Consider the following 22338-nt stretch of genomic DNA (forward strand, 5'->3'; position numbering starts at 1 on the left):
TGCCAAGCCGGTGCCGCATCGTGGATCCTCGGGTCGAACCCGAGGATGACGAGAGCGTCGCGTTACGACGATGTCTGCCGCCTACGATTCTTTTTCCGCCCTGGCAAAATCCGCGAACGCCTTGACGAAGGCTGCCAGTCGGTCGCAAGCAGCGGCATCCGTCAGCGTCCCCTCGTCATCGAAAAGCGTGTCCGCCTTGGGCAGCATCAGCCGCTTGCCCGACCAGAGCTCGGCACCGAGCGTGCGCATGACGGGCAGCCAGGCATTCTGACTGAGAATGGTGCCGAAATTGCCGGGCGAGGCGCCGGCGAGCGCGAAGGGCCGATTGCGAAACACCTTGGCGATATCGGCCGATGGCCGGCTCAACCAGTCGATCGCGTTCTTGAACACGCCGGGAATGGAGTTGTTGTATTCAGGCGTGAACAGGATGACGCCGTCGGCGGCCATCACCTGCCGCTTCAGAACCGTCACAGCCGGCGGAATACCGCTCTCTTTTTCGATATCGCCATCATAGAGCGGAATACCGTGCAGGGTCGCGGTGTCGAATTTGACGTCATCCGGCAGATTTTCCGCGGCCGCCCGCATCAGGCCGGTGTTGAACGACGCTTTGCGCAGGCTCCCGGATATGCCGAGGATTTTCGTCATGAGATCTGATCCTTCCTACTCTACAGGTCCTTGCGGGCGCGCCTCGATAAAGTGAGGGCGGGATACGGGCGGAAAGCCGCACATGTTTTCCTCACCCGCTCTGATGCAGAACGCGACAACCGTCATGATGTGTCCGTGCGCGGCCGATGTCCAACAGGACCAGAGGGATAGAGACAAAAAAGCCGAGGACGAATCCCCGGCTTGTCGTTCGGACCAGACTGTTAGACCAGCGGCTTCAGCCGTGCCTCGATCTGGGCGCGCTTCGGCTCCAGGAACGGCGGCAGCGACAGGCTCTCGCCGAGCGTTTCCATCGGCTCGTCGACGGCGAAACCGGGACCATCGGTCGCGATCTCGAAGAGAACGCCATTCGGCTCGCGGAAATAGAGCGAGCGGAAATAGAAGCGTTCGACCTCGCCGCTCGACGGCAGGCGGAAGCCATTGAGACGTTCGGTCCATTCCGTCAGCGCCGCATTGTCGGGCGCCCGGAAGGCGACGTGATGCACCGCACCAGCGCCCTGCCGGGCAATCGGCAGACCCGGCTGGACCGCGACATGCAGTTCCGCCGCAGGACCGCCTTCGCCCATCGTGAAGACATGGACCTCACCCTCACCATCCGGCGACGGATAGGTCCGCGCCGCGCTCATGTTCATCACATGAGTCAAAACCAGTTCTGTGTTGGTGATGTCGGGCACGCTGATCGTGATCGGCCCGAGGCCCTTGATCTGATGTTCGGCCGGAACCGGACTCTTTTTCCAGGGATGCGAGGGCTGAAGTCCGCCATCGTCGATCAACCGGAAGCGCTGGCCTTCGCCGTCCTCGAAATCAAGCGAGATGCGGCCATCGATCTCGATGACGTCTCCGGCCGTAACCTTGAGTTCGTCGAAACGACGCTTCCACCAGCGCACGCTTTCCGCGCTACCAACCCGCAGACCCGTGCGCGAAATGCTGTGTGTGCCGCGGCCTTCGGGCCCGACCGGCCAGTCGAAGAAGGTCAGGTCCGTTCCGGGCGTGGCACGGCCGTCAGCGTAGAAAAGGTGATAGGCGGTTGTATCGTCCTGGTTGACGGTCTTCTTGACCAGCCGCAGCCCGAGCGTCTCGGTGTAGAAGCTGAGGTTCTCCGGCGCATTCGCGGTGATCGCCGTCAGGTGATGGATCCCAGTCAGTTGCAAGCTCATGATTGCCTCCAATGCGTGGCATTTCTGTTGAGCACCATATGGGATGTCGGATCGTTTCCGACAGTGGATCAATTAAGAACGGAACGTTCCCTCACGGTGAACGATCACCCCCGCATCGTCGCTGAAAAAGCACCTAGTTCATGGTTGCCACCAGCGAGATCGGGCGCAACCCGCACACCCTCAACGCCGATTGAGATCGCCGAGATAGGTGTTTTCAAGGCGGGAGATTGCATAGGCCCGCGGGTCGATCTCGACCAGCAGCATGGTTTCCTGCCCTGCCCCCGCCTTGGCGAGCAACTGCCCGTCGGGTGCCGCAATGCGCGACAGGCCGGCGAAGGAAAACAGCGGATCCGAGCCGTGATGATTGATGTAGGCGACGAACACCTGGTTTTCGAAGGCGCGCGTCTGGATCATGTGCTCGGCGATGAAATCTCCGGACCAGCCGGCCGGCAGCGCCGTCGGCACCAGAACCGCTTCGGCACCGGCCAGCGCCAGTCGCCGGACGTTCTCCGGAAACTCGACGTCGTAGCAGATCAGCATGCCGCAGGTGACGCCGCGGTGCACGAAGAGCCGGGTCGACGGTTCCGGCGCCCGGAAGATCGCACGCTCGTAGTCTCCGTAGAGATGGGACTTGCGGTAGACGACCGGTGTCGCCGCGCCATCGACATAGACGGCGCTGTTATAGACGTCGGTGCCGTCGCGCTCGGCAAAACCGGCGATGATCGCAATGCCGGTCTCCGCCGATATCGCCTTGAGACGCTGAACGATCGCACCGTCTGCGGGCTCGGCGAGCGCCGTCAGCGCCTCACCGGCGCCATAACCGGTGACGCCGAGCTCCGGCGTCAGCAGCAGCGTCGCGCCTTCGGCCGCAGCATCCCTGGCGGCGCGCGCGATGCGGTCGAGATTGGCGACAACGTCACCCGCCGCCGACTGCATCTGGAGAGCGGCAAGCTTCATCATTTTCCATCCGACGACATGGCGCCGAGCAGCTTCGGCAGGTCGCCGAAGCGGGCGACGAGGCCGAAGATCACCGCAGCCGTCGTGACGAAGAGAACCGTCACCGAAGCCATGGTCGGCGTGTAGCCGTAGCGCAGCGCGTTGAAGATCTTGATCGGCAGCGTTTCCACGGTAAAACCGACGGTCATGTAGGCAACGATGTATTCGTTCAGCGACAGCACGAAGGCGAAGGCGTAGCCCGAGACGATATAGGGCAGGATCAGCGGCAGCACGACAGTGCGGAAGATCGTGCGCTCGTCGGCCCCCATGGTCGAGGCTGCCTCGACCAGCGAACGGTCGATCGAGGTAAAGCCGAGCGAAAGGGTCACCAGCGGCAGCGTCACGAAGAAGATCGCGTGGCTGACCACCGCCGTCCAGGGCTGGCCGTAGAAGCCGACCGTCGCCCAGAAGGTGAGCATGCCGAGCGCGGTAATGACCGGCGGCAGCGTGAAGGGGGCGACGCCGAGAAGCTGGAAGATGTTCGCCCAGGGCGCGATACGCCGCCACAGAAACCAGGAGAGCGGGAGCGCGATCGCAACCGCAAGCGCTGCCGAAAGCACCGCCAGCGTCACCGAGGCAAAAAGGGCGTTCCGCCATTCCGGATTGAGGAAGATCTCGCCGTACCAGGAGAGCGAAAAGCCCTGGGGTGGAAAGGCGAGCGTCTGCTTCTGATTGACCGAGACACCGGCAACGACGATCAGCGGCAACGACAGGAACAGGCCGATCAGGAAGAAATAGGCCTTGCGGAAGATCGAGGTCATGCCGCTTCTCCCTTGCGTCCGGCAATCACGGTGAGTGCCACGAGCCCGAGCGTCACGAGCACGAGGAAAACGGCCATGGCGGCGGCGAACGGCATGTTCGATTGGTAGATCGCCTGGTCGGTGATCAGCACCGACAACGTCCAGTGCTGCGGCCGGCCGAGCAGCTGCGGCAACAGGTAGGAACCGAGCGCGAAGATAAAGACCATGATCAAAGTGGCTGTGATGGTGTTGCGAAGAGCCGGCACGACCACGGTGAAGAAGGCTTTGAGCGGCGAGGCGCCGAGCGTGCGCGCCGCTTCCGTCAGCGTCGGGTCGAGGCGCACGAGTGCCGGGAAAAGCACGAGAACCGTATAGGGGAAGGCCTGATAGACCATGCCCGTCAGCACCGCACCGAAACTCGGCGTTAACGCCTTGGCCTCGGCCATGATGCCGAGCGCGACCAGGATATTGGTGATGCCGGCGGTGCGCGAAAACAGCGTCGACCAGGCAAAGCCGATGATGACTTCCGACAGCGACAGGATCGACAGAAGCGCCACCAGCCAGACGACCTGCACCTTCCGCGCCATGCGCGTCAGCATGTAAGTGAAGGGCAAGGCGAGCACGACGCAACAGATCGCCACGATGATGGCGAGCATCAGCGAGAAGCCGAGCACCCCGCCGAAGAAGACGGAGAGGAAGCGGGCGTAATTGTCGAAGACGAAGGCCGGCGTGTAGAAGCCGCCCTGCTGGCGCTGGAAGAAGCTGACGGCGATCATCGTGCCGAAGGGCACGACGAAGAAGATCGTCAGCATCGCTGCAGGAAAGAGGAGCGGCGCGTAGTCGCCGAGGGTCTGGGGCGGTTCGCGTCTCATTTCTTCAGCACCACGCAGACATCGGGAGTAAGCGCGATGCCGACCTCCTGGCCGACCGAAACGTCGGGCCGGGCGCGCGGCGTGGAGACGGCGACGATCTGATATCCGGCGATGTCGACGAAGGTTTCGATCGTGCCGCCGAGATCACGCACGAAGGTGACCTTGCCGGTGAGCGCGCCGGCGCCAGGGGCAGTCAGGTGCACGTCTTCCGGGCGCACCGACAGGGTGCCCTTGGCGGCACCGGCCGGCAATTCAAGGCCGGGGACCGCCTGGCCGAGAACGACGGCGCGGCCAGAGCTGTCGCCCGTAACATCGAGCAGGTTCGTCTGGCCGATGAAGTCGGCGACGAAGCTGTCGGCTGGTCGGCGATAAATCTCGATCGGCGACGCGGCCTGGCGGATTTCGCCACCGCTCATGACGACGACGGTATCGGCCATGGTCATCGCTTCGCGCTGGTCGTGGGTGACGACGATGGTGGTGATGCCGAGCTTCTGCTGAAGCTGGCGAAGTTCCACCTGCATCGCCTCGCGCAGCTTGGCGTCGAGCGCCGACAGCGGCTCGTCGAGCAGGAACAGTTTCGGCGAGATCGACAGTGCGCGCGCGATCGCCACGCGCTGGCGCTGGCCGCCGGAAAGCTTGGCGACGGGACGGTCGGCATAACCAGAGAGATGGATCATCGAGAGAAGCTCGTCGACGCGCTTCTTCTGGTCTTCCTTTGCCGCACCGCGGATGCGCAAGGGATAGGCGATGTTTTCGCCGACGGTCAGATGCGGGAACAGCGCCAGCGACTGGAACACCATGCCGAGATTGCGCTTGTGCGTCGGAACCCGGGTAATGTCCTCGCCGTCGAGCCGGATCGCCCCACCGGTCGGCAGGTCGAGACCGGCGATCATCCTGAGGAGTGTGGTCTTGCCGCAGCCGGACGGTCCGAGCATGCAGACGAAGGTGCCGTGCGGCACCGTCAGGTCGACATTGTTGACGGCCCTGAAGGTTCCGAATTCCTTGACGACGTTTTGAAGGGCAAGTCCGGACATTGTTTCTCCACGGAAAAGTCCCCTCCACCTCATGGGAGGGTTTCGGGCGGAGAGCGGCCGCAAGGCCTCTCCCCGTCGTTAGGTCGGTGGTTCTCCCCGATGACCGGGGAGCAGGCAGGATCAGCCGACGATCAGCTCGGTCCACTTCTGATTCAGCCAATCCGACTTCGTCTGGTAGAGGTCGTAGCGCGGCACGATCGGCTCGATGTCGGACGAAACGGCTGCGAATTCCTTGTCGGTCAGATCCGTGACTTCGCGCTTGACGGTCGGCGACGTCCCGACCTTACGCGACAGCGTCGCCTGGATCGAGGGCTGGCACATATAGTCGATGAAGATATGGGCCTCTTCCGACTTCTGCGAGGCACGCGACAGCGCCCAGCAACCGGAATCCTGAATGCCGCCTTCCTTCGGGAAGGTCGAACGAACAGGATGGCCGTCGGCGGCGGCAAGGCCGGTCACGTCGTGATAGTACTGGCCCATCGGGATTTCGCCCGACTTCAGCGACTGCTCGAACTGCGCCTCATCGCGGTACCACAGGCGGACGTTCGGCTTCACTTCTGCGAGCTTCTCGAACGCCTTGAGCAGGCCCTCTTCCGTGTCGAGCGCGTTGGTGCCGCCCATGAAGGTCTTGGCCGTCACTTCGAGCAGGAACGAGTTGGAAACGAGTGCTAGAAGGCCGAGCTTGTCGGCATTCGCCGGATCCCAGAAGGCGGACCAGGAAGTCGGCGCTTCCTTGTAGACGTCGGTGTTGGTCACCAGCGTGATGTACCACGAGACGGCGCCGATGCCGGCAATGCGGCCATCCGGGTATTTGTTGACGAAGCGATCGAGCAGGTCCGACGCGTTCTTGATCTTCGCCGTATCGATCGGCGTCCAGAGATCGGTCGACTGGCCTTTCAGCATTGCCACCTGCGACATCATCGAGACGTCGGCCGGCGCCTGGCCGGCGCGGGCGGCCTGTTCGAGCTGGACCAGCCAGGCTTCACCGGTCGGCTCGGCGATCGATTCGACCGCAATGCCGGTCGCCTTGGTGAATTCCGGGAAGATGTTCTTGTCGAACGAATCCTTGAAGTAGCCGCCATAGACGCCGACCTTCAGCGACTTGTCCTGCGCCCTGAGGATCGACGGCATCGCCAGCATGGAAGCGCCGGCAAGACCGGCGCCAAGCAGCGTGCGGCGCTTGATGGGAGTGGTGATCATTCTCGTTCTCCTTTTTTGTTTCGGCGTTGCCCGCCTCGTTCCCTGTTGTATTTGATTCCTTACATGTTTTCAGTCCGGGGCGCGATCAGGAGGCGCCCCAAAATCCGTGGCCTAGTGCGCCGGCGCCCTCCGCTCGAGCATGCGCGCATATTGCGTCAGCGGATAACACAGCACGAAGAAGATCACCGCAACCAGCCCATAGACCGTGAAAGGTTCGAAGGTTGCATTATTGATCGCATTGGCGGTTCTGAGAAGCTCCTCGAAGCCGATGATCGAGGTGAGCGCGGTGCTCTTGATCAACTGCACGAGGAAGCCGACGGCGGCCGGCCGGGTAATGGCGAAGGCCTGCGGCAGGATCACGAGGCGCAACTCCTGAAGCCGATGCAGCCCGAGGCTTGCACCGGCATCCCATTGCCCGCGCGGCAGCGCTTCCACGCCGCCACGCCAGATCTCGGCGAGGTAGGCGCTGGCATAGAAAGTGAGCCCGAGTGCGGCTGCCGTCCAGGGTTCGATGCGGAAGCCCAGCATCGGCAGTCCGAAGAACATCAGGAAGAGCTGCATCAAGAGCGGCGTGCCCTGGAAGAGCGCGATGTAACCGGAACCGAAGCGGCGCAGCCACGGACGTTCCGAGATGCGCGCCGCGAGGATCGCGAGCCCGACCGCGGCACCGCCGGCGAAGGCGACGGCCGACAGAAGAGCGGTCCAGCGGGTGGCGAAGATCAGGTTGCGCAGGATGTCCCAGAAGGTGAATTCGATCATGACACGCCGGCTCCCAGCACACGCCGGCCGCCGGCAACGAAGAGCCGCCGGACGGCCATCGAGAGGGCGAGGTAAATCAGCGTGACGACGAAATAGGTCTCGAACGAGCGGAAGGTACGCGCCTGCAGGAGATCCGCTTCGTGCGCCAGTTCCCGCACCGCGATCTGCGAGACGACCGCCGATTCCAGCATCATGATGATGACCTGGCTGGTGAGCGCCGGGAAGATCACCTTCAGCGCCTGCGGCAGGATGATCTTGATGAAGACCTGTCGCGGTTTCAGCCCGAGCGCAAATGCCGCCTCGCTCTGCCCCTTCGGCACCGCATCGAGCCCGGCCCCGACGATCTCGGTCGTATAGGCGGCCATGTTGAGCGTCATCGCCACGATCGCCGCGACGATCGGGTCGAGGCGGATACCGAGGCTCGGCAGGCCGAAATAGATGAAGAACAACTGCACCAGAAACGGCGTGTTCCTGACGACTTCGACATAGACGGCCACGGCCTTGCGCAGCACGGCATAGCGGCTGCGGCGGGCGGCCGCGAAGAGAATGCTGATCAGGATGCCGAGCACCGTCGTGCAGGCGATCAGAAACACGGTCATAGCCGCGCCATGGGCGATTGCGCCCGCGGCGTCCTTGAGCCAACCGAAGCTGAGGCCGTAGCCCATCGTCGCAACCTTTCGAACAGGTCCGCGAGAAGCAGGGCTCCTCGCGGCCATCAGGCTCTAATTAGTCCTTGAGGTTGTCGGGGTTGAGCGGCGTCTTCAGCCAGGACTCGGAACTCGCGTTCAGCTTGCCATCGGCAAGCATCTTGGCGACCACGTCGTTGACCGCCTTCTTCAGGCCGTCTTCGTTCTTGTTGAGGCCGATATGCGACGGCGAAGTCAGAAGCTGGAACTTCTGCTCCGGCTTCAGCGCCTCCTGGCGCGCCAGCACCTGGGCGCCGACGTCGTTGCCGACGACCATCAGCTGGGCCTGGCCGGAGATGAAGGCCTGGATCACGGCATTGTAGTTGTCGAAGCGCTGAATGTCGGCGTTGGCGGGAGCCGCCTCGGTGAGCGAGGTGTCCTCGAGCGTGCCGCGGTTGACGGCAATGGTCTTCTCGGCAAGGTCTTCCTTACCGGCGACCTTGAGCTCGGCCGGACCGATGACGGCGATGTAGTAAGGTGCGTAGGCGGCGGCGAAGTCGATCACCTCGGCGCGTTCCTTGGAGAAGCCGACGCTCATCAGGATGTCAACGCGCTTGTCGTTGAGATAGGGAATGCGGTTCTGGCCGGTGACGCTGACGAGGTTGAGCTTGACGCCGAGGTCGTCGGCGATCTGCTGGGCGACATCGACGTCATAGCCCTTGATGCTCATGTCGGCGCTGGCCGAGGAGAAGGGCGGGAAGTCGGAGAAGATGCCGACATTGATCTGGCCGGCGGACTTGATATCGGCAAGCGCATCGGCCTTAGCGATGCCGGCGGCCGCACCGAGCATCAGGGCGGCAGCGAATGCTGTCTTCAGTTTTGCATGGATCGTCATGGTTATTCCCCTACCCGGAAGCTTTGTGATTGTGCAGTCTGGTGGTCGGCCGCCGTTTCCGGTCCGGCAGCCGACAAACGTTTGTGTCAGGCGGACTTGCCGGTAATGGCCGGGCTATAGACCATCAGGCTCAAAATCTCGAAGAGCACCTGCGCGCCGGCATGGGCCGTGTTGGTCGTCGAATCGTATTGCGGCGCCACTTCGACGACGTCGCCGCCGACGAGGTTGATGCCCTTGAGGCCGCGGATCAGTTCCAGTACCTCGCGGGTCGTGAGACCGCCCACTTCCGGTGTGCCGGTGCCCGGCGCAAAGCTCGGATCGAGGCTGTCGATGTCGAAGGAGAGATAGGTCGGGCCGTCGCCGACGATCTTCTTCGCCTTCTCGATGATCGCGGGAATGCCGAGGCCGGTCACTTCTTCGGCGTGGACGACGGTCATGCCGGACTCGTAGGAGAACTCCCAGAGATATTCGGCCGAGCCGCGGATACCGATCTGCACGACGCGGGTCGGATCGAGCACGCCGTCGAGCACGGCGTTGCGGAACGGACCGCCATGGTGGAACTTGGTAAGATCGTAGGCGCCGCCGGTGTCGCAATGGGCGTCGATGTGGATCATGCCGACCGGACGCTTCTTGCCGACCGCCTTCAGGATCGGATGGGTGATCGAATGGTCGCCGCCGACCGAGAGCGGAAGAACGCCGGCATCAACGATCTGGTTGATGCGCTTTTCGATATCCTCATGGCTGAGCTCCAGCCGGTAGCGGCTCTGGAACGGTACGTCACCGATATCGGCGACACGCAGTTCCTGCACCGGCGTGCAGCCGAGCACATGGTTATAGGGACCGATGCGCTCGATCGAACGTAGCGCCCGCGGTCCAAAGCGGGAGCCCGGGCGGTTGGTGACGCCGAGGTCCATGGGAATGCCGACGATCGCCACCTGAAGGTTGCCGAAATCCGGGTTTTCCGCATCGACCGGCATGTGCGGCGCGGTCAGGAAGGTCGGGATGCCGGAATAGGGAGCAAGGCGCGTGCCGCTCTTGTTGAAGATCTTGTCGGCAACCTTGCGGAAGGTGGGGTCGAACAGCTCGCCGCCATGGCTTTCGCCGTATTTCGCCTTCAGTTCGGCAAGCTTGTTGTCGTCCCAGGCCATCGGTTCAATCCTCCGTCATCCATAGCCCGAGGCATGCGCGCGAGGCGCCACAGAATTTTGTCTGCGGATGGGGCCGGCTCATCCGGCGCGATCATGTTCCCCAGGCTTTTTCGCCTTTGTTGACGATTATTAGGCGGCAATTCCCCTAGAAAATCAATTGACATTGTTATAGCGTTTCGTGTGAGAAAAATTCACATAACAGCAATTGCCGGAACCGCTCGATTTGTCCAGCCGCCTGCCGCCCTTGAACCCTTTGCGAGCCTTCGAAGCGACGGCGCGACGGGGCTCCGTATCGGCTGCCGCGCGTGAGCTGAACGTCACTCACGGTGCGATCAGCCACCAGATCCGCGCGCTTGAACTCTCGGTCAAGGCGGCCCTCTTTGAACGGGGCGGCAAGCGGCTGAAGCTGACGCCGCAGGGCGCGCTGCTCCTGCCGGCCGTCACCCATGCCTTTGCCGAGATCGCCGCGGCGACGGCGGCGATGACGCGTCCGACGACGAGCGGCGAACTGCGCATTACCTGCGTTCCCGCACTTCTCTCCTTCTGGCTGATCCCGCGACTGCATCTCTTCACCGAACAATATCCGGACGTGCGCCTGACGCTGATCGCTTCCAATGACGAGGCCTATCTGCATTCGCCCGATGTCGACGTCTGCCTGATCTATGGCGATGGCAACTGGTCGGGCGCCTGGGCGAAGCTCTGGAGCCGGCTGGAGCTTTTTCCGGTGGTGAGCCCGACACTGCTCAACATGCGGCCGCTGCGCTCCGTGCGCGACCTGCGCGACCACGTCATGCTGCATGGCGACGATGGACGCGAGTGGAACACCTGGCTCGCCGCAGCCGATGCCAGTGACCTGCAGCGCGGGCGGCAGCATTTCATGAGCGATGCGCGGCTCTCGACCGAAGCCGCGCTGCACAATCAGGGCGTGGCACTCGGCGACACTATCACCGCCGGCAGCCTGATCGCGCGCGGCGAACTGATCGCCCCCTTCGACCTGACCGTGCCTGCCAACGACGCCTTCTTCGTCGCCTGCCGCAACGAGGTGCTGGCCGCCCCGATCGTGCGCATCTTCATCGACTGGATGTTTTCGACGCTCGAAAGCGACCCTATGCCGGAACTGCAGACTTCGGCCCGCACGATTATTCGCAGCCGGGCCTCGAAATTGGAGCCAACAGATCGTAAATCGGGCAAGGACAGCTTTCAGCCGGTCTCGGCGCCGAGCCGCGCCCGCCGCGCCGATCGCCCGCAGAAACGTAAAGCCAAGGCCTGAGGCAGGATGAGGAAAATGTACGCGGTTTTCCGCCCGCATCCTGCTTCAAACCATCGTGATCTAACGCAGGAACACCCGCCATGCCGCATTTCAACCCGCTCGTCGAAAAGCTCTCGCCGCCGCCCGTGCCCTCGGTGCTGGCCTGGGCGAAGTCCTACGACGGCTCCCGTGGCCCGCTGATCGACCTGTCGCAGGCCGTGCCCGGCTATCCTGCGCATCCGGATATGCTGGCATGGCTCGGCGAGACCGCCGCCTCCACCGCCTATACCGGCTATGGCGCGATCGAGGGCGAAGCAGTGCTGCGCGAAGCCTATGCGGCTCATGTCGCCGGGCTCTATGGCGCGGCGGTGACGGCCGACAACATTCACATCACCTCGGGCTGCAACCAGGCCTTCATCTGCACGGCGATGGCGATTGCCGGCGCGGGCGATACGATCCTGATGACCAACCCCTACTACTTCAACCAGGAAACCACGCTTTCGATGCTCGGCATCAATGTCGAGCTCGTACCCTGCGACGCCGGTGCCGGCTTCCTGCCCGAGGTCGACGCGATTTCTGCAGCGCTTCGCCCCGGCATCCGGGCACTTGCGCTGGTCTCGCCCAACAACCCGACCGGCGCCGTCTATCCGCCGGAGCTGCTCGCCCGCATCCACGAGGCCTGCCGCGCCAAGGGTGTCTGGCTGATCCTCGACGAGACCTATCGCGACTTCCTGCCCGACGCGTCCGTCGCGCCGCACGGCCTGCTTTCGAGCGAAGGCTGGCAGGAGAGCTTCATCGGCCTCTACAGCTTCTCCAAGTCCTTCTGCATACCCGGCCATCGCCTCGGTGCCATCACCGCCGGCCCTGCTGTCATCGAGCAGGTGACGAAGATCATGGACAACCTGCAGATCTGCGCGCCGCGCTCGGCCCAGGCCGCCGTCGCCAAGGCCATCCCCGCGCTTGCCGACTGGCGCCAGGCCAACCGCGCCGAGATTGCCGCGCGCGCCGATGCGCTGCGCGATGTCATGAGCCGGTTGCCGAAATGGAAGCTGCAGGCGGTCGGCGCTTATTTCGCCTACGTCCGCCACCCCTTCCCCGATATCGACTCACAGTTCATTGCCGAGAAGCTCGCAAAGCTCGCCGGCGTCGTCTGCCTACCGGGCGATTATTTCGGCGAAGGCCAAGAGAACTACCTGCGCTTCGCCTTTGCCAATGCGGACGCCGAGACGATCCGCAAGCTCGAAGAGCGGCTGGCAAATTTCACACCGCCGGGCCTCTAAGAAGTCAGCAGAAAGCGCGCGGCGTTATCCGCGCCGCGCAATGAGGATGCCGATCAATACGATCGCCCCGCCGATCGCCTGCATCAGGCCGACCGGCTCGGCAAGCAGTATCCAGGCGAGGATCGCCGCCACCACCGGCTGCAAGAGCAGGGTTAGCGACGAAAAAGCAGGCGGCAGATACGCGAGCGCATAGGTGATCGCCACCTGCCCGCCGGCATGGCTGACGAAGGCGAGTCCGAAGAGCATCGCCCAGCCGAAGGCCGTCACCGGGAACAGCGACTGTTCGAAGACAACCGCCATCGGCAGCATGCAGATCGCCGCCGAAGCGGTGCTCCAGATCATGATGCGCACGGTGCCAAAGAGGCTGCGCAGCCGGCCGATCGCCAGGATATAGCCGGCATAGAACATCGCCGCGACGACGGCGACGCCGTCGCCGACGAGGTTGCCCTCGCCCAGCGCCATCGGGCCACCCTTGAGGGTCACCACCCCGGCAACGGCCGTCACGAGGCCAATGACGAAGACGGTGCTAATACGCGCCCGAAACAGAAGCCAGCTTGCGAGCGTCACGAAGACGGGCGCGAGGTTAGCAAGCAGCGTGGCATTGGCGACCGACGTCTTGGTCAGCGCATAGTGCCAGGCCGCAAGATCGATCGCGAGAAACACGCCGGGCAGAATGAGCAGCGCATATTCCGAGAGCTTTTGCGGGCGCCGGTCATTGGCACTCTCCCCGCGAAACCACGACCACGCGAGCAGCGGGATCAGCGCCAGCGCCACCCGCCAGAAAGCGGTCGCCATCGGCCCCACCTCCGACAGCCGCACGAAGATCGGCGAACCGCCGATTGCAGCGCCGCCGATGAGGAGTGCCGCCATGGCAACGCGATTGTGGGCTGTGGAATGCGATGCGTGGGTCACGGGAGATATCCGGAAGGGGCTTGGTAGCCAGAGGCAAGAGGCCCTGAGCGCTTCGCAGCTATCAGATGGGCGCGGCCGGCGACAACCCCTGCTACCACAAAGCCCGAAAGAAAAAACGGCCGCCGCTGGATGCGACGGCCGATTTTCAATGCGTGGCGCTCCACCGCCGCTCAGGCAGCGTCCGGAACGTGCACGGTCTTCACTTCGAGGAAGTCCTCAAGACCGAACATGCCGCCCTCACGACCATTGCCCGACTGCTTGTAGCCGCCGAATGGGCTGCCGTAGCGGTGCGGTCCGCCATTGATATGCACCATCCCGGCCCGCAGGCGTGCAGCGACGCGCTCCGCCCGCTTCGGGTCGCCCGTCTGCACATAGGCGGCGAGACCGTAATTGGTGTCGTTGGCAACGGCGATCGCTTCCTCCTCGGTGTCGAAGGGGATGATCGCAAGCACCGGCCCGAAGACCTCCTCACGGGCGATGCGCATGTCATTGTTGACGTCGGCAAAGATCGTCGGCTTGACGAAGTAGCCGGTCTCGAAGCCCTCCGGCTTGCCGGCACCGCCGACGAGCAGACGCGCGCCCTCGGCAATGCCCGCCTCGATCAGCGCCTGCACCCGGCCAAACTGGACGTGGCTGACGAGCGGGCCGATATGGCTGCCTTCCTTGGTCGGATCGCCCACATTTGCCTCGCGGCCGACGCGCTTGGCGATCTCGACCACCTGGTCGTAGACGCTGCGCTCGACCAGCATGCGGGTCGGCGCGTCGCAGGATTGGCCGGAATTGTTGAAGCATTCGAGCACACTGCCGGTCACGCGATCTTCGAGATCGGCATCGGCAAAGACGATGTTCGGCGACTTGCCGCCAAGTTCCAGCGTCACGCGTTTGACGGTCTCGGCCGCATCCTTGCTGACGGCGATGCCCGCGCGCGTCGAGCCGGTGAACGACATCATGTCGATGTCGCGGTGCTTGGAAAGGGCAGCACCCGCATTGATACCGTCGCCGTTGACGAGGTTGAAGACGCCGGCGGGGAAGCCCGCCTCATCGATCATCTCGGCATAGAGCATGGCGTTGAGTGGCGTGAATTCGCTCGGCTTCAAGACGCAGGTCGAACCGGTCGCAAGCGCCGGCACCACCTTCAGCGCGATCTGGTTGATCGGCCAGTTCCACGGCGTGATCAGGCCGCAGACGCCGATCGGCTCGCGCAGGATCACGTCGCCGTTCGGCAGCCGGTCGCGGGTCTTCAGGCGCTTCAGCGCATCGATGAAGCCTTGCAGGTGGCCGACGCCGACATCGGCCTGCTGCTCGCGGGTCATGGTCTTCGGCGCGCCGAGTTCCATGGTGATGGTGTCGACCATCTCGTCATAACGGCGCGTGTAGACGGCGAGCAGTTTTTCGAGCAGCGCCAGCCGTTCTTCGACGCTTGTCTGGCTATAGGTGACAAAGGCCTTCTTGGCGGCGGCCACGGCCCGGTCAATGTCTTCGGCCGTGCCCATCGAGATCACCGCAACAGGCTTTTCCGTCGCCGGGTTCAGGACCTCGAGGTCGTTGGCGACGATGGGATCCACCCAGGCGCCATTGATGTAGAACTTGCGTTTGTCGAGCATTCGCTCCTCCTTCCCGTCAGTTTGTCTTTTGTTTTTCAGCAAGCCAGTCGCGGATAAGCGCTCTGTAACGCTCGCCGGAAAAGCTCGGAAAATGTCCGCCGTGAACGATACGCGCGGGTACCTTCAGCAGCCGTTCCATCGACGCCAGGTAGTCGTCGGCATTGGAATGATAGGTGTCCTCGATCAGCGGCCCATCGTAGAGGATGTCGCCGGAGAACATGATGCCGGTCTTCGCCTCGAAGAGCGCGATACCGCCGGGCGAATGGCCAGGCGTATGGATCACGTCGAAGACCCGGTCGCCGAGATCGATATGATCGCCGTCTTCCAAAAGCCGCGTCGCCGGCGCCGCCTTCACCGCGTAGGTGGTGGAGGCATAGGGTTCGGGCGGCAGCGCGTCAAAGATCTCGTCGGCGACGTAAGGGTCGGCGAGCGTGTTCTTGCGCGTCGGATGGGCGAGAAGCTGCGCTTCCGCCGCGTGCACGCAGCGGCAGTCGAACTCGTGATGGCAGCCGATATGGTCGAAGTGGGTGTGGCTGGCGACGGCGGTCAGCGGACGCTCGGTGACGAGCGGCACCCATTCCCTCAGCGACACCACGCCCATGCCGCTATCAACAAGCATGTCGCGGTCGCGGCCGCGCACGTGCCAGATGTTGCAGCGATAGAATTCCTGGATATAGGGCTCGTCGATGGCGGTGACGTCGTCGTCGAGCCGCCGCACGCGATACCAGTCCTTGGGGGCAATTCTCTGCATGGTGCTACGCATGTCCGCCTGTCGCGGGCAAGGCTACGACGTCGGCAGCGCGCACTGCAAGTGGCACGATCTCGCCTTCGCGCACGCTTGCCGATTGCGGCAGATGCGCCACCAGCGCCCTGGTATCCGTGGCACAGGGCTGCAGATGGCAGCGATAATGGGTGCCGAAAAAGGCGCTGCCGGCGACCCGTGCCTCGCCGAGCGCCACGGTCGGTCCTTCCGCCCGGTCGTCGGCGCGGAAATGCTCCGGCCGGATGGTGAGCGTGATGCGGTCACCGGCCTTCGGCGACGATGCCGTGAAATTCTGAGCAGGCAGCGCCAGGCTGCCGAGCGCGGTCTCAACCCGGGCGGAGCTCGCATCCGCCGCCGCAACACGGCCGGAAACGAAGTTGACCTCGCCCATGAAGCCCGCGGAAAACAGCGAACGCGGCCGCATGTAGACCTCCGAGGGCGGGCCGAAATCCTCGATCCGCCCCTGGTTCATCACCACGATGCGGTCGGCGATCGCCATCGCCTCTTCCTGGTCGTGGGTCACGTGCACGAAGGTCGTGCCGACCCGCTTCTGGATCGCCTTCAGTTCGTCCTGCATCTGGCGACGGAGTTTGAGATCGAGCGCGCCAAGCGGCTCGTCGAGCAGAAGCACATCCGGGTCGACGGCAAGCGCCCGAGCCAGGGCTACACGCTGGCGCTGGCCGCCCGAGAGTTCATGCGGCCTCTTGCCGGCGGACGCCTTTAAGCCCACGAGGTCGAGGAAGCCCAGTGCCTTTTCGTCACGCTCGGCCTTGGCAAGGCCGCGCATTCTGAGGCCGAAGCCGACATTGTCGACGAGGCGCATATGCGGAAACAGCGCATAGTCCTGGAACATCGTCGTCGTCGGGCGCTTAGACGGCGCCACATAGGTCATGTCCTGCCCGCCGATCGTCACCCGACCCGAGCTTGGCGACAGAAAGCCGCCGAGGATCGACAAGAGCGTGGTCTTGCCGCAGCCGGACGGCCCGAGCAGGACGATGAATTCGCCGGCCCGGATGTCGAGGGAGACGTTGTCCAACGCCGTGAAGGCGCCGAAGATCTTGCTGACGTTTTCGATCGTGACGGAAGCGGTCATTGTTTTTTCGTCCTTCCGAACAGGGAAAGCTCAAGGATGAGGAGCACGGCGACGGAGGCGAGAAACACCAGCGAACCGATGGCATTGGTCTTGGGGTTGAGGCCAGAGCGCAGCATGCTCCAGATCTCGACAGGCAACGTCACGTCGAAGCGCGACAAGAGAAAGGCAATGATGAACTCGTCCCAGCTGAAGGTGACGGAGAGGAAGAAGGCGGCGAGCATCGACGGCATCAGCATCGGCGCCGTCACCAACGCCATCACCTTGAAATCGTTGGCGCCGAGGTCACGCGCCGCCCGCTCGATGTTGATGTGATGGTCGCCCATCGAGGCGTAGATGATGGCAAAGCAGAGCGGCAGGTTGATCACCACATGGCCGATCCCGACCGTCATCAGCGACAAGGGAACGTGCAGTGCATTGAGCACTGACAGCAGCCCAAGCGCGATGATCAGGTAGCTGACCGTCATCGGCGCGATCAGCAAGCCGCGCTGCAGGGCCGAGCCCGGCAGCTTGTAGCGCGCCAGCGCATAGGCCGCGAGGAAGCCGAGCAGCACCGAGATGACCGAGGAGGCAAGCGCCACGACCATTGAGTTGCCGAGCGCTGCCATCAGCTTGCGGTCGGCGAAAACCGCCTCGTACCACTGCAGCGAAAAGCCGTTGAAGGGCGGCACCGGCAGCCGGCCGTCCTGGAACGAAAAGAGCACCAGCACGGCAACCGGCAGGAAGATGAAGGCGTAGACGAGGACGAGATAGGTCCAGGACAGAACGCTTGCGGAGATCTTGCGCAACATCGTCAGGCCCTCTCGATCTTCAGCCAGCGGGCGCAGGCAACGTAGGCGACGGTGACGGCGAGCATCAGCACGATCGACAGCGCCGCCGCCATCGGGAAGTCCGCGCGGCGCCCAAGCTGCAACATGATGATCTGCGGCAGCACCAGTTCGTTGTTGCCGCCGAGGATCTGCGGCGTGACATAGTCGCCGATGCAGAGCACGAAGGTGAGAAACGCGCCGGTCATGATGCCGGGCAGGGTCAAGGGCAGCACCACGTGCCAGAAGGTCTGGAAGGCATTGGCGCCAAGGTCGGCGGCCGCGCGGCGGTAGCTGGGCGACAGCTGGATCAGGTTGGAATAGATCGTCAGCGTCAAAAGCATGACGAAGAAATGTACGAAGCCGATGACCGTCGCCGTGCGGGTGCTGGCAAGCTCCAGCGGCTCGGAAATCAGCCCGATGTTCATGAACATCTGATTGATCACGCCGTTCTTCGACAGAACCAGCAGCCAGGAATAGGAGCGGACCACGTAGGAGGTCCAGAACGGCAGGATGGCCAGGATCAGCGCCATGCGCTGCAGCCGCTTCGGCACCCGCTCGGCGATGATCCAGGCGAGCGGATAGGCAAGCAGCACCGAGATCACCGTCACGATGACGGTGATTTCCAGCGAATTGACCAGCCCCTGGAACAGCGCGTTCTCGGAGAAGAAGCGCGCGTAGTTGTCGAAGTTCCAGACGCGGACGAGCTCCCGCCCTTCCCGCTTCCAGAGGCTCATCGCCGCCATGAAGGCGAAGGGCACGACGAAGAAGGCGGCGGTCCAGAGCAGCGCCGGGGCAACGAAGCCCCAGGCCTTGCGCCGGTCGGCGTCTTCGAGCGCTGTCGCTGATGTCAGGGTTCCGGCGTCTGCCATGGCTATCCCGGGGCTCAAGGGTTGCGGGGCATGGTTTGCCCTCGTTCGCCGCCAAGGCGGCGTTGATCAGGCGAACGCGATGCCGATCGCATCCGCCCTTGTCGTTACTGCTGCAGCATCTCCGTCCAGGCGTCCTGGAACTGCTGGTCGAGTTCGGCCGACGGGATCGGATAGAGCTGCGTCTTCTTCAGGTATTCGGCCTGCTCGCTGAAGCGCAGCGCCGTCTTCTGCTGGTCGTTCAGGAATTCACCCGCCTTGGCGTTGGCCGGCATCGCCCAGTAGCAGGACGAGGTCGCAAGCCGCGCCTGGCCTTCCGGACTCAAGATGTACTGCACGAATTTCAGCGCCAGATCCTGCTTGGTCGAATCCTTCATGACGCCGATCGATTGCGCCCAGCGCACCGCACCCTGCTCCGGAATGGTCCAGTCGAGGCTCGGCTTGTCGGCCGAGAGAACCGCGGTGATCCACTCGCCGCCGCCGACGAGAATGTCGACTTCACCGGTCGCAAGCGCCGTCTGCGAGGACACGACGTCGCTCACCTGTTTCGACACGGCGCGCATCGCCGCAAGCTTTTCCTTGATCGCCGGCATGTCCGCTTCGGTCAGCTCGGAGGTCTTCTTGCCGAGGCCAAGCCCGACGAGACCGATCATCGGCAGATAGTAGTCATAAAGCGCGATGCGGCCCTTGTACTTGTCCGACCAGATGACCGACAGGTCCTGCATGTCCTTCGGGTCGACCTTGGTCTTGTCGTAGGAAATCGTGTTGTAGCCGAACTTCTCGGTGACGGCGTAGGTCTTCCCGTCCTTGGTGTTGTTGGCCTCCATGCGGACTTCCGGGAAGATGTCGGCGGTCGGCAGCGCATCGGCAGGCATTTCGGCGAGAAGATCGAGATCGATGGCGCGGTGCACATCAACGCCGTCGATGACGAGCACGTCCCAGTCGCCGGGCTGCGATTGGTCGAGGATCGAGAGCCCTGCCCCGGTGCCCTCATAGACCTTGACGTTGACCTTGACGTCATTGGCCTTCTCGAACGGCTCGAGCAGCGCCGGATCGGTGTGGTCGCACCAGACGAGCGCATTGAGCTCTTCCTGGGCGAAGACGGGTGCAGGCGCTGCAACCGCCGACAGCGTGGTGATCGCGATTGCGGCGCTGGAGGAGAGAAAACGGCGCAGGGGCGCACCGTCACGAACTGACTGCATCATGCTGTTGCCCTCATGGTTTTGACGCTCGTTTCGGCGTCTTCAAAAAAAGATTGAATGAATTCATTTTTTAAGTCAATCTCAATTTTGAACCAATTCATAATTCGGGGAAACATCAGATGACGGGACTGCGCGCACGGCAAAAAGCCGATCGGAACCGGCGGATTCTTGACGCCGCCGCCGTGCTTTTTCGCGAAGTCGGCTATGACAGCGCGCGCATCGAGGACATCGCCGAGCGCGCCGAGATCTCGGTCGGAACCTTTTACAACTATTATGAAAACAAGGGCGACATCCTGCTTGCCACCGTGTCGATGGAAGTCGAGGAAGTGCTCACTGCCGGCCGCTCGATCGTCGACAACCCGCCCGCCTCCGTCATGGGTGCCCTGGACGCGCTGATCGGCGAATACTACGACCACTCGCTCTTCTATCTCAGCAAGGAGATGTGGCGCACCGCCATGGCAATTGCCATCCAGCAGCCCGATAGCCCGTTCAGCAAGCGCTATACGGAACTCGACCGCCGGCTCTGCGATCAGATCTCGACCCTGATCCTCAAGCTGAAGGCCAAGGGTGTCGTCGCGCTCGATATCGACGCCGAGGCGGTCGGCGAGATGTTCTTCAACAATCTCAATATGATGTTCACCGAGTTCGCCAAGCGCGAACCAATGACGCTCGACGACCTGAAAGCCCGCGTTTCCCGCCAGAACCGTCCGCTCGCGACACTGATCTCGGCCCGCTGACCATCACAAAAACACGACCGGAGCAAATCTGCGCCCGGATAAAAGAGGAAACACGATGCAGGATCTCGAACAGTCGGTGCTTTCCGCCGCCGACCGGCTGGTTGCCGCCTTCGCGCGGCACGACCGCACTTCCTACTTTTCGGCCTTCGCGCCGGATGCCACCTTCATCTTCCACACGCTGGATCGGCCGCTTCTGAGCCGTGCGGCTTATGAGGCGGAATGGGCCCTCTGGGAGGAACGGGATGGTTTTCGGGTGCGCGCCTGCCGGTCGAGCGAACGGCATGTCCAGGCGGTGGGTGATGTCGCGGTCTTCACGCACCGCGTCGAGACGGAACTGGAATTCAATGGCGAACCGGCGACGGCGGACGAACGGGAAACGATCGTGTTCCGGCGGGCATCGACAGGCGATTGGATCGCCGTGCACGAACATCTGTCTCGCCAAAGCTGAATTAAGAAAGATCAGAAAGCGCCCACGACGACGGCGCTGACGAAGGAGAATGCGGCCACGATCGCAATTGCGTGCGGGACCAGATGGACGAACGACCGGCGCTGGGGTGCTGATGCATAAGCCGCGTATCGGGATTGGACCATCGGCCTCGAAGCGTTCATCGCGTCTCTCCGTCATTCACTCGCGGGATTTAGTCCGCCTTCTCTCTTGTTCTCCTATATTATCGATTGAGTTTATAGATATTATTTTCCGCTAAATGCGCATGTCGTAAAAAATCGGTTCGGCGAAACCGCCGTCGTTAATGGCGATTGCGGTCGCGGTCCAGGAGGTGTTTCGACCAGGTTTCGCTGAACCACGGGGTCAGCAACGAAACATCGGAGCCGTGATGCGAGCGCGTAAGCGCACTGTCGGCCTCGACACAGGTCCAGACGGTGAAGGCCGTCAGTTCGTGTTTGCCGAAAGTCTGGATCAGCGGAATGTCGGCCGCGTCACGGCCACGGGCGACCGCAATCCGCCCTGCCCGTCGCTGATTGTTCTTGGCGTCGAACGTATGCCAGCGATCCCCAAGAAAGACTTCGAACCACGCGTTGAAATCCATCGGCGCCGGATGATCGCTCTTCGGGATGTCGGCCATGTAGCCGTTCACATAGCGCGCCGGCATGTTCATGCAACGGCAGAAGGTGATCGCCAGATGCGCATAGTCGCGGCTGACGCCGACGCGATCCTCATGGGCTTCGAGTGCGGTGCGCATCGCCTGGGCATAGCCGTAGCTGAAGACCAGGCGCTCATGCACATAGTCGCAAATCGCCTGCACGCGCTGCCAACCGGCAGGCACACCTCCGAACAGTCGCCACGCGAGCGTACCGAGCCGATCCGTTTCGCAGTAACGGCTCGCCGCGAGATAGGGTAGCCAAGCGGCCGGCAGGTTTTCGACCGGCACAGCATCCGCCAGCGGATCGGAGGCGTCGAGCCTGCCCTCATCCTCGATCACCGCGTCATAGGAGAGCTTGAAGTCGCCTTCGGGCACGGTCATCCGGAAACATGTATTGCCATGCGGATCGGTGATCTCTTCCATCTTCACGATTGGCATGGAAACCGGCCCATGTTCGCGCCGAAGAGTTGCGCGCCGTTCCGGCACGACGGAAAGATAGGTCATCATCGGGGTCGGCTGCGGGCAACGAATGCCGATTTCATAGCCAAAGCGCACGAACATCTCGAGGCCTCCCAGGAAATCAATCGGGAGTCATATGCTCCCCGCCTGCCGTGCCCGCAGAAATGCGGGCCCTCC

At 63.0% G+C, this 22338-nt stretch carries 23 protein-coding genes; 4 read left to right on the forward strand and 19 right to left on the reverse strand.

Going from position 1 to position 22338, the window contains the following annotated elements:
- Positions 1-81: 81 nt before the first annotated feature.
- From AC3WWH_RS17725 to speB, 11 genes are all read right to left on the reverse strand, one after another.
- A complete protein-coding gene (locus AC3WWH_RS17725; RefSeq protein ID WP_058320745.1) occupies positions 82-645 on the reverse strand; it encodes an NADPH-dependent FMN reductase in 564 nt (187 codons plus the stop codon).
- Positions 646-866: 221 nt separating this feature from the next.
- Positions 867-1820 (reverse strand): ring-cleaving dioxygenase, encoded by a 954-nt coding sequence (locus AC3WWH_RS17730; RefSeq protein WP_058320744.1) that lies wholly within the window; start codon positions 1818-1820, stop codon positions 867-869.
- A gap of 180 nt (positions 1821-2000) precedes the next feature.
- On the reverse strand, positions 2001-2780 hold the full coding sequence (locus AC3WWH_RS17735) for a carbon-nitrogen hydrolase family protein (protein ID WP_058320743.1): 780 nt from the start codon (positions 2778-2780) through the stop codon (positions 2001-2003).
- The gene (locus AC3WWH_RS17740; RefSeq protein WP_057249008.1) at positions 2777-3577 is read right to left on the reverse strand and encodes an ABC transporter permease; all 801 of its coding nucleotides are present in this window, start codon (positions 3575-3577) and stop codon (positions 2777-2779) included. The genes AC3WWH_RS17735 and AC3WWH_RS17740 overlap by 4 nt, the downstream gene beginning before the upstream one ends.
- Positions 3574-4428: an ABC transporter permease gene (locus AC3WWH_RS17745; protein ID WP_058320742.1), complete on the reverse strand. Its 855-nt coding sequence runs from the start codon at positions 4426-4428 to the stop codon at positions 3574-3576. Before AC3WWH_RS17745 ends, AC3WWH_RS17740 begins: the two co-directional genes overlap by 4 nt.
- Complete coding sequence (locus AC3WWH_RS17750; RefSeq protein ID WP_058320741.1) at positions 4425-5462, reverse strand: ABC transporter ATP-binding protein; 1038 nt, start codon at positions 5460-5462, stop codon at positions 4425-4427. The genes AC3WWH_RS17745 and AC3WWH_RS17750 overlap by 4 nt, the downstream gene beginning before the upstream one ends.
- Before the next feature lie 120 nt (positions 5463-5582).
- Complete coding sequence (locus AC3WWH_RS17755) at positions 5583-6662, reverse strand: ABC transporter substrate-binding protein (protein ID WP_058320740.1); 1080 nt, start codon at positions 6660-6662, stop codon at positions 5583-5585.
- 111 nt (positions 6663-6773) lie between these two features.
- Positions 6774-7421 carry an amino acid ABC transporter permease gene (locus tag AC3WWH_RS17760; protein WP_057249004.1) on the reverse strand — a complete coding sequence of 216 codons (648 nt, stop codon included), beginning with the start codon at positions 7419-7421 and terminating at the stop codon, positions 6774-6776.
- Positions 7418-8086, reverse strand: coding sequence for an amino acid ABC transporter permease (locus AC3WWH_RS17765; protein WP_057249003.1), 669 nt, complete (start codon positions 8084-8086; stop codon positions 7418-7420). Before AC3WWH_RS17765 ends, AC3WWH_RS17760 begins: the two co-directional genes overlap by 4 nt.
- 61 nt (positions 8087-8147) lie before the next feature.
- On the reverse strand, positions 8148-8942 hold the full coding sequence (locus tag AC3WWH_RS17770) for a transporter substrate-binding domain-containing protein (protein WP_057249002.1): 795 nt from the start codon (positions 8940-8942) through the stop codon (positions 8148-8150).
- Positions 8943-9028: 86 nt separating this feature from the next.
- Positions 9029-10090, reverse strand: coding sequence for an agmatinase (gene speB / locus AC3WWH_RS17775; protein WP_057249001.1), 1062 nt, complete (start codon positions 10088-10090; stop codon positions 9029-9031).
- 223 nt (positions 10091-10313) lie between these two features.
- Between speB and AC3WWH_RS17780 the strand changes: the two genes are divergently transcribed.
- Positions 10314-11360 carry a LysR substrate-binding domain-containing protein gene (locus tag AC3WWH_RS17780; protein ID WP_057249123.1) on the forward strand — a complete coding sequence of 349 codons (1047 nt, stop codon included), beginning with the start codon at positions 10314-10316 and terminating at the stop codon, positions 11358-11360.
- 80 nt (positions 11361-11440) lie between these two features.
- On the forward strand, positions 11441-12619 hold the full coding sequence (locus tag AC3WWH_RS17785; RefSeq protein ID WP_113398984.1) for an aminotransferase: 1179 nt from the start codon (positions 11441-11443) through the stop codon (positions 12617-12619).
- Positions 12620-12643: 24 nt separating this feature from the next.
- On the opposite strand, the gene AC3WWH_RS17790 is transcribed toward AC3WWH_RS17785, so the two are convergent.
- From AC3WWH_RS17790 to AC3WWH_RS17820, 7 genes are all read right to left on the reverse strand, one after another.
- Positions 12644-13489 carry a DMT family transporter gene (locus tag AC3WWH_RS17790; protein WP_082615760.1) on the reverse strand — a complete coding sequence of 282 codons (846 nt, stop codon included), beginning with the start codon at positions 13487-13489 and terminating at the stop codon, positions 12644-12646.
- 212 nt (positions 13490-13701) lie between these two features.
- A complete protein-coding gene (locus AC3WWH_RS17795; RefSeq protein ID WP_057248998.1) occupies positions 13702-15135 on the reverse strand; it encodes an aldehyde dehydrogenase family protein in 1434 nt (477 codons plus the stop codon).
- Between the two features lie 16 nt (positions 15136-15151).
- Complete coding sequence (locus AC3WWH_RS17800; RefSeq protein ID WP_058320825.1) at positions 15152-15886, reverse strand: MBL fold metallo-hydrolase; 735 nt, start codon at positions 15884-15886, stop codon at positions 15152-15154.
- A 4-nt stretch (positions 15887-15890) separates the two neighbouring features.
- On the reverse strand, positions 15891-16991 hold the full coding sequence (locus tag AC3WWH_RS17805) for an ABC transporter ATP-binding protein (protein ID WP_057248996.1): 1101 nt from the start codon (positions 16989-16991) through the stop codon (positions 15891-15893).
- Positions 16988-17779, reverse strand: a complete 792-nt coding sequence (locus tag AC3WWH_RS17810; protein ID WP_058320739.1) for an ABC transporter permease — start codon at positions 17777-17779, stop codon at positions 16988-16990. The genes AC3WWH_RS17805 and AC3WWH_RS17810 overlap by 4 nt, the downstream gene beginning before the upstream one ends.
- A gap of 2 nt (positions 17780-17781) precedes the next feature.
- Entirely contained in the window at positions 17782-18666 is an 885-nt protein-coding gene (locus tag AC3WWH_RS17815) for an ABC transporter permease (protein WP_058320738.1), read from the reverse strand.
- A gap of 104 nt (positions 18667-18770) precedes the next feature.
- Positions 18771-19865: an ABC transporter substrate-binding protein gene (locus tag AC3WWH_RS17820; RefSeq protein WP_057249122.1), complete on the reverse strand. Its 1095-nt coding sequence runs from the start codon at positions 19863-19865 to the stop codon at positions 18771-18773.
- 119 nt (positions 19866-19984) lie between these two features.
- On the opposite strand from AC3WWH_RS17820, the gene AC3WWH_RS17825 reads away from it, so the two are divergent.
- Both AC3WWH_RS17825 and AC3WWH_RS17830 read left to right on the forward strand, forming a co-directional pair.
- A complete protein-coding gene (locus AC3WWH_RS17825; protein WP_058320737.1) occupies positions 19985-20602 on the forward strand; it encodes a TetR/AcrR family transcriptional regulator in 618 nt (205 codons plus the stop codon).
- Positions 20603-20657: 55 nt separating this feature from the next.
- On the forward strand, positions 20658-21050 hold the full coding sequence (locus AC3WWH_RS17830) for a YybH family protein (RefSeq protein WP_058320736.1): 393 nt from the start codon (positions 20658-20660) through the stop codon (positions 21048-21050).
- A 298-nt stretch (positions 21051-21348) separates the two neighbouring features.
- Here AC3WWH_RS17830 and AC3WWH_RS17835 read toward each other — a convergent pair whose 3' ends face one another.
- Complete coding sequence (locus AC3WWH_RS17835; RefSeq protein WP_058320735.1) at positions 21349-22263, reverse strand: transglutaminase-like domain-containing protein; 915 nt, start codon at positions 22261-22263, stop codon at positions 21349-21351.
- Between the last annotated feature and the right edge of the window lie 75 nt (positions 22264-22338).

The organism is Ensifer sp. EB106-03-01-XG145, assembly GCF_058792075.1.

What these genes read in the sequence shown, in the direction of transcription:
- AC3WWH_RS17725 (WP_058320745.1), bottom strand. Translation starts at nt 645, where the DNA reads ATGACGAAAATCCTCGGCATATCCGGGAGCCTGCGCAAAGCGTCGTTC.
- AC3WWH_RS17730 (WP_058320744.1), bottom strand. Translation starts at nt 1,820, where the DNA reads ATGAGCTTGCAACTGACTGGGATCCATCACCTGACGGCGATCACCGCG.
- AC3WWH_RS17735 (WP_058320743.1), bottom strand. Translation starts at nt 2,780, where the DNA reads ATGATGAAGCTTGCCGCTCTCCAGATGCAGTCGGCGGCGGGTGACGTT.
- AC3WWH_RS17740 (WP_057249008.1), bottom strand. Translation starts at nt 3,577, where the DNA reads ATGACCTCGATCTTCCGCAAGGCCTATTTCTTCCTGATCGGCCTGTTC.
- AC3WWH_RS17745 (WP_058320742.1), bottom strand. Translation starts at nt 4,428, where the DNA reads ATGAGACGCGAACCGCCCCAGACCCTCGGCGACTACGCGCCGCTCCTC.
- AC3WWH_RS17750 (WP_058320741.1), bottom strand. Translation starts at nt 5,462, where the DNA reads ATGTCCGGACTTGCCCTTCAAAACGTCGTCAAGGAATTCGGAACCTTC.
- AC3WWH_RS17755 (WP_058320740.1), bottom strand. Translation starts at nt 6,662, where the DNA reads ATGATCACCACTCCCATCAAGCGCCGCACGCTGCTTGGCGCCGGTCTT.
- AC3WWH_RS17760 (WP_057249004.1), bottom strand. Translation starts at nt 7,421, where the DNA reads ATGATCGAATTCACCTTCTGGGACATCCTGCGCAACCTGATCTTCGCC.
- AC3WWH_RS17765 (WP_057249003.1), bottom strand. Translation starts at nt 8,086, where the DNA reads ATGGGCTACGGCCTCAGCTTCGGTTGGCTCAAGGACGCCGCGGGCGCA.
- AC3WWH_RS17770 (WP_057249002.1), bottom strand. Translation starts at nt 8,942, where the DNA reads ATGACGATCCATGCAAAACTGAAGACAGCATTCGCTGCCGCCCTGATG.
- speB (WP_057249001.1), bottom strand. Translation starts at nt 10,090, where the DNA reads ATGGCCTGGGACGACAACAAGCTTGCCGAACTGAAGGCGAAATACGGC.
- AC3WWH_RS17785 (WP_113398984.1), top strand. Translation starts at nt 11,441, where the DNA reads ATGCCGCATTTCAACCCGCTCGTCGAAAAGCTCTCGCCGCCGCCCGTG.
- AC3WWH_RS17790 (WP_082615760.1), bottom strand. Translation starts at nt 13,489, where the DNA reads ATGGCGGCACTCCTCATCGGCGGCGCTGCAATCGGCGGTTCGCCGATC.
- AC3WWH_RS17795 (WP_057248998.1), bottom strand. Translation starts at nt 15,135, where the DNA reads ATGCTCGACAAACGCAAGTTCTACATCAATGGCGCCTGGGTGGATCCC.
- AC3WWH_RS17800 (WP_058320825.1), bottom strand. Translation starts at nt 15,886, where the DNA reads ATGCAGAGAATTGCCCCCAAGGACTGGTATCGCGTGCGGCGGCTCGAC.
- AC3WWH_RS17805 (WP_057248996.1), bottom strand. Translation starts at nt 16,991, where the DNA reads ATGACCGCTTCCGTCACGATCGAAAACGTCAGCAAGATCTTCGGCGCC.
- AC3WWH_RS17810 (WP_058320739.1), bottom strand. Translation starts at nt 17,779, where the DNA reads ATGTTGCGCAAGATCTCCGCAAGCGTTCTGTCCTGGACCTATCTCGTC.
- AC3WWH_RS17815 (WP_058320738.1), bottom strand. Translation starts at nt 18,666, where the DNA reads ATGGCAGACGCCGGAACCCTGACATCAGCGACAGCGCTCGAAGACGCC.
- AC3WWH_RS17820 (WP_057249122.1), bottom strand. Translation starts at nt 19,865, where the DNA reads ATGCAGTCAGTTCGTGACGGTGCGCCCCTGCGCCGTTTTCTCTCCTCC.
- AC3WWH_RS17825 (WP_058320737.1), top strand. Translation starts at nt 19,985, where the DNA reads ATGACGGGACTGCGCGCACGGCAAAAAGCCGATCGGAACCGGCGGATT.
- AC3WWH_RS17830 (WP_058320736.1), top strand. Translation starts at nt 20,658, where the DNA reads ATGCAGGATCTCGAACAGTCGGTGCTTTCCGCCGCCGACCGGCTGGTT.
- AC3WWH_RS17835 (WP_058320735.1), bottom strand. Translation starts at nt 22,263, where the DNA reads ATGTTCGTGCGCTTTGGCTATGAAATCGGCATTCGTTGCCCGCAGCCG.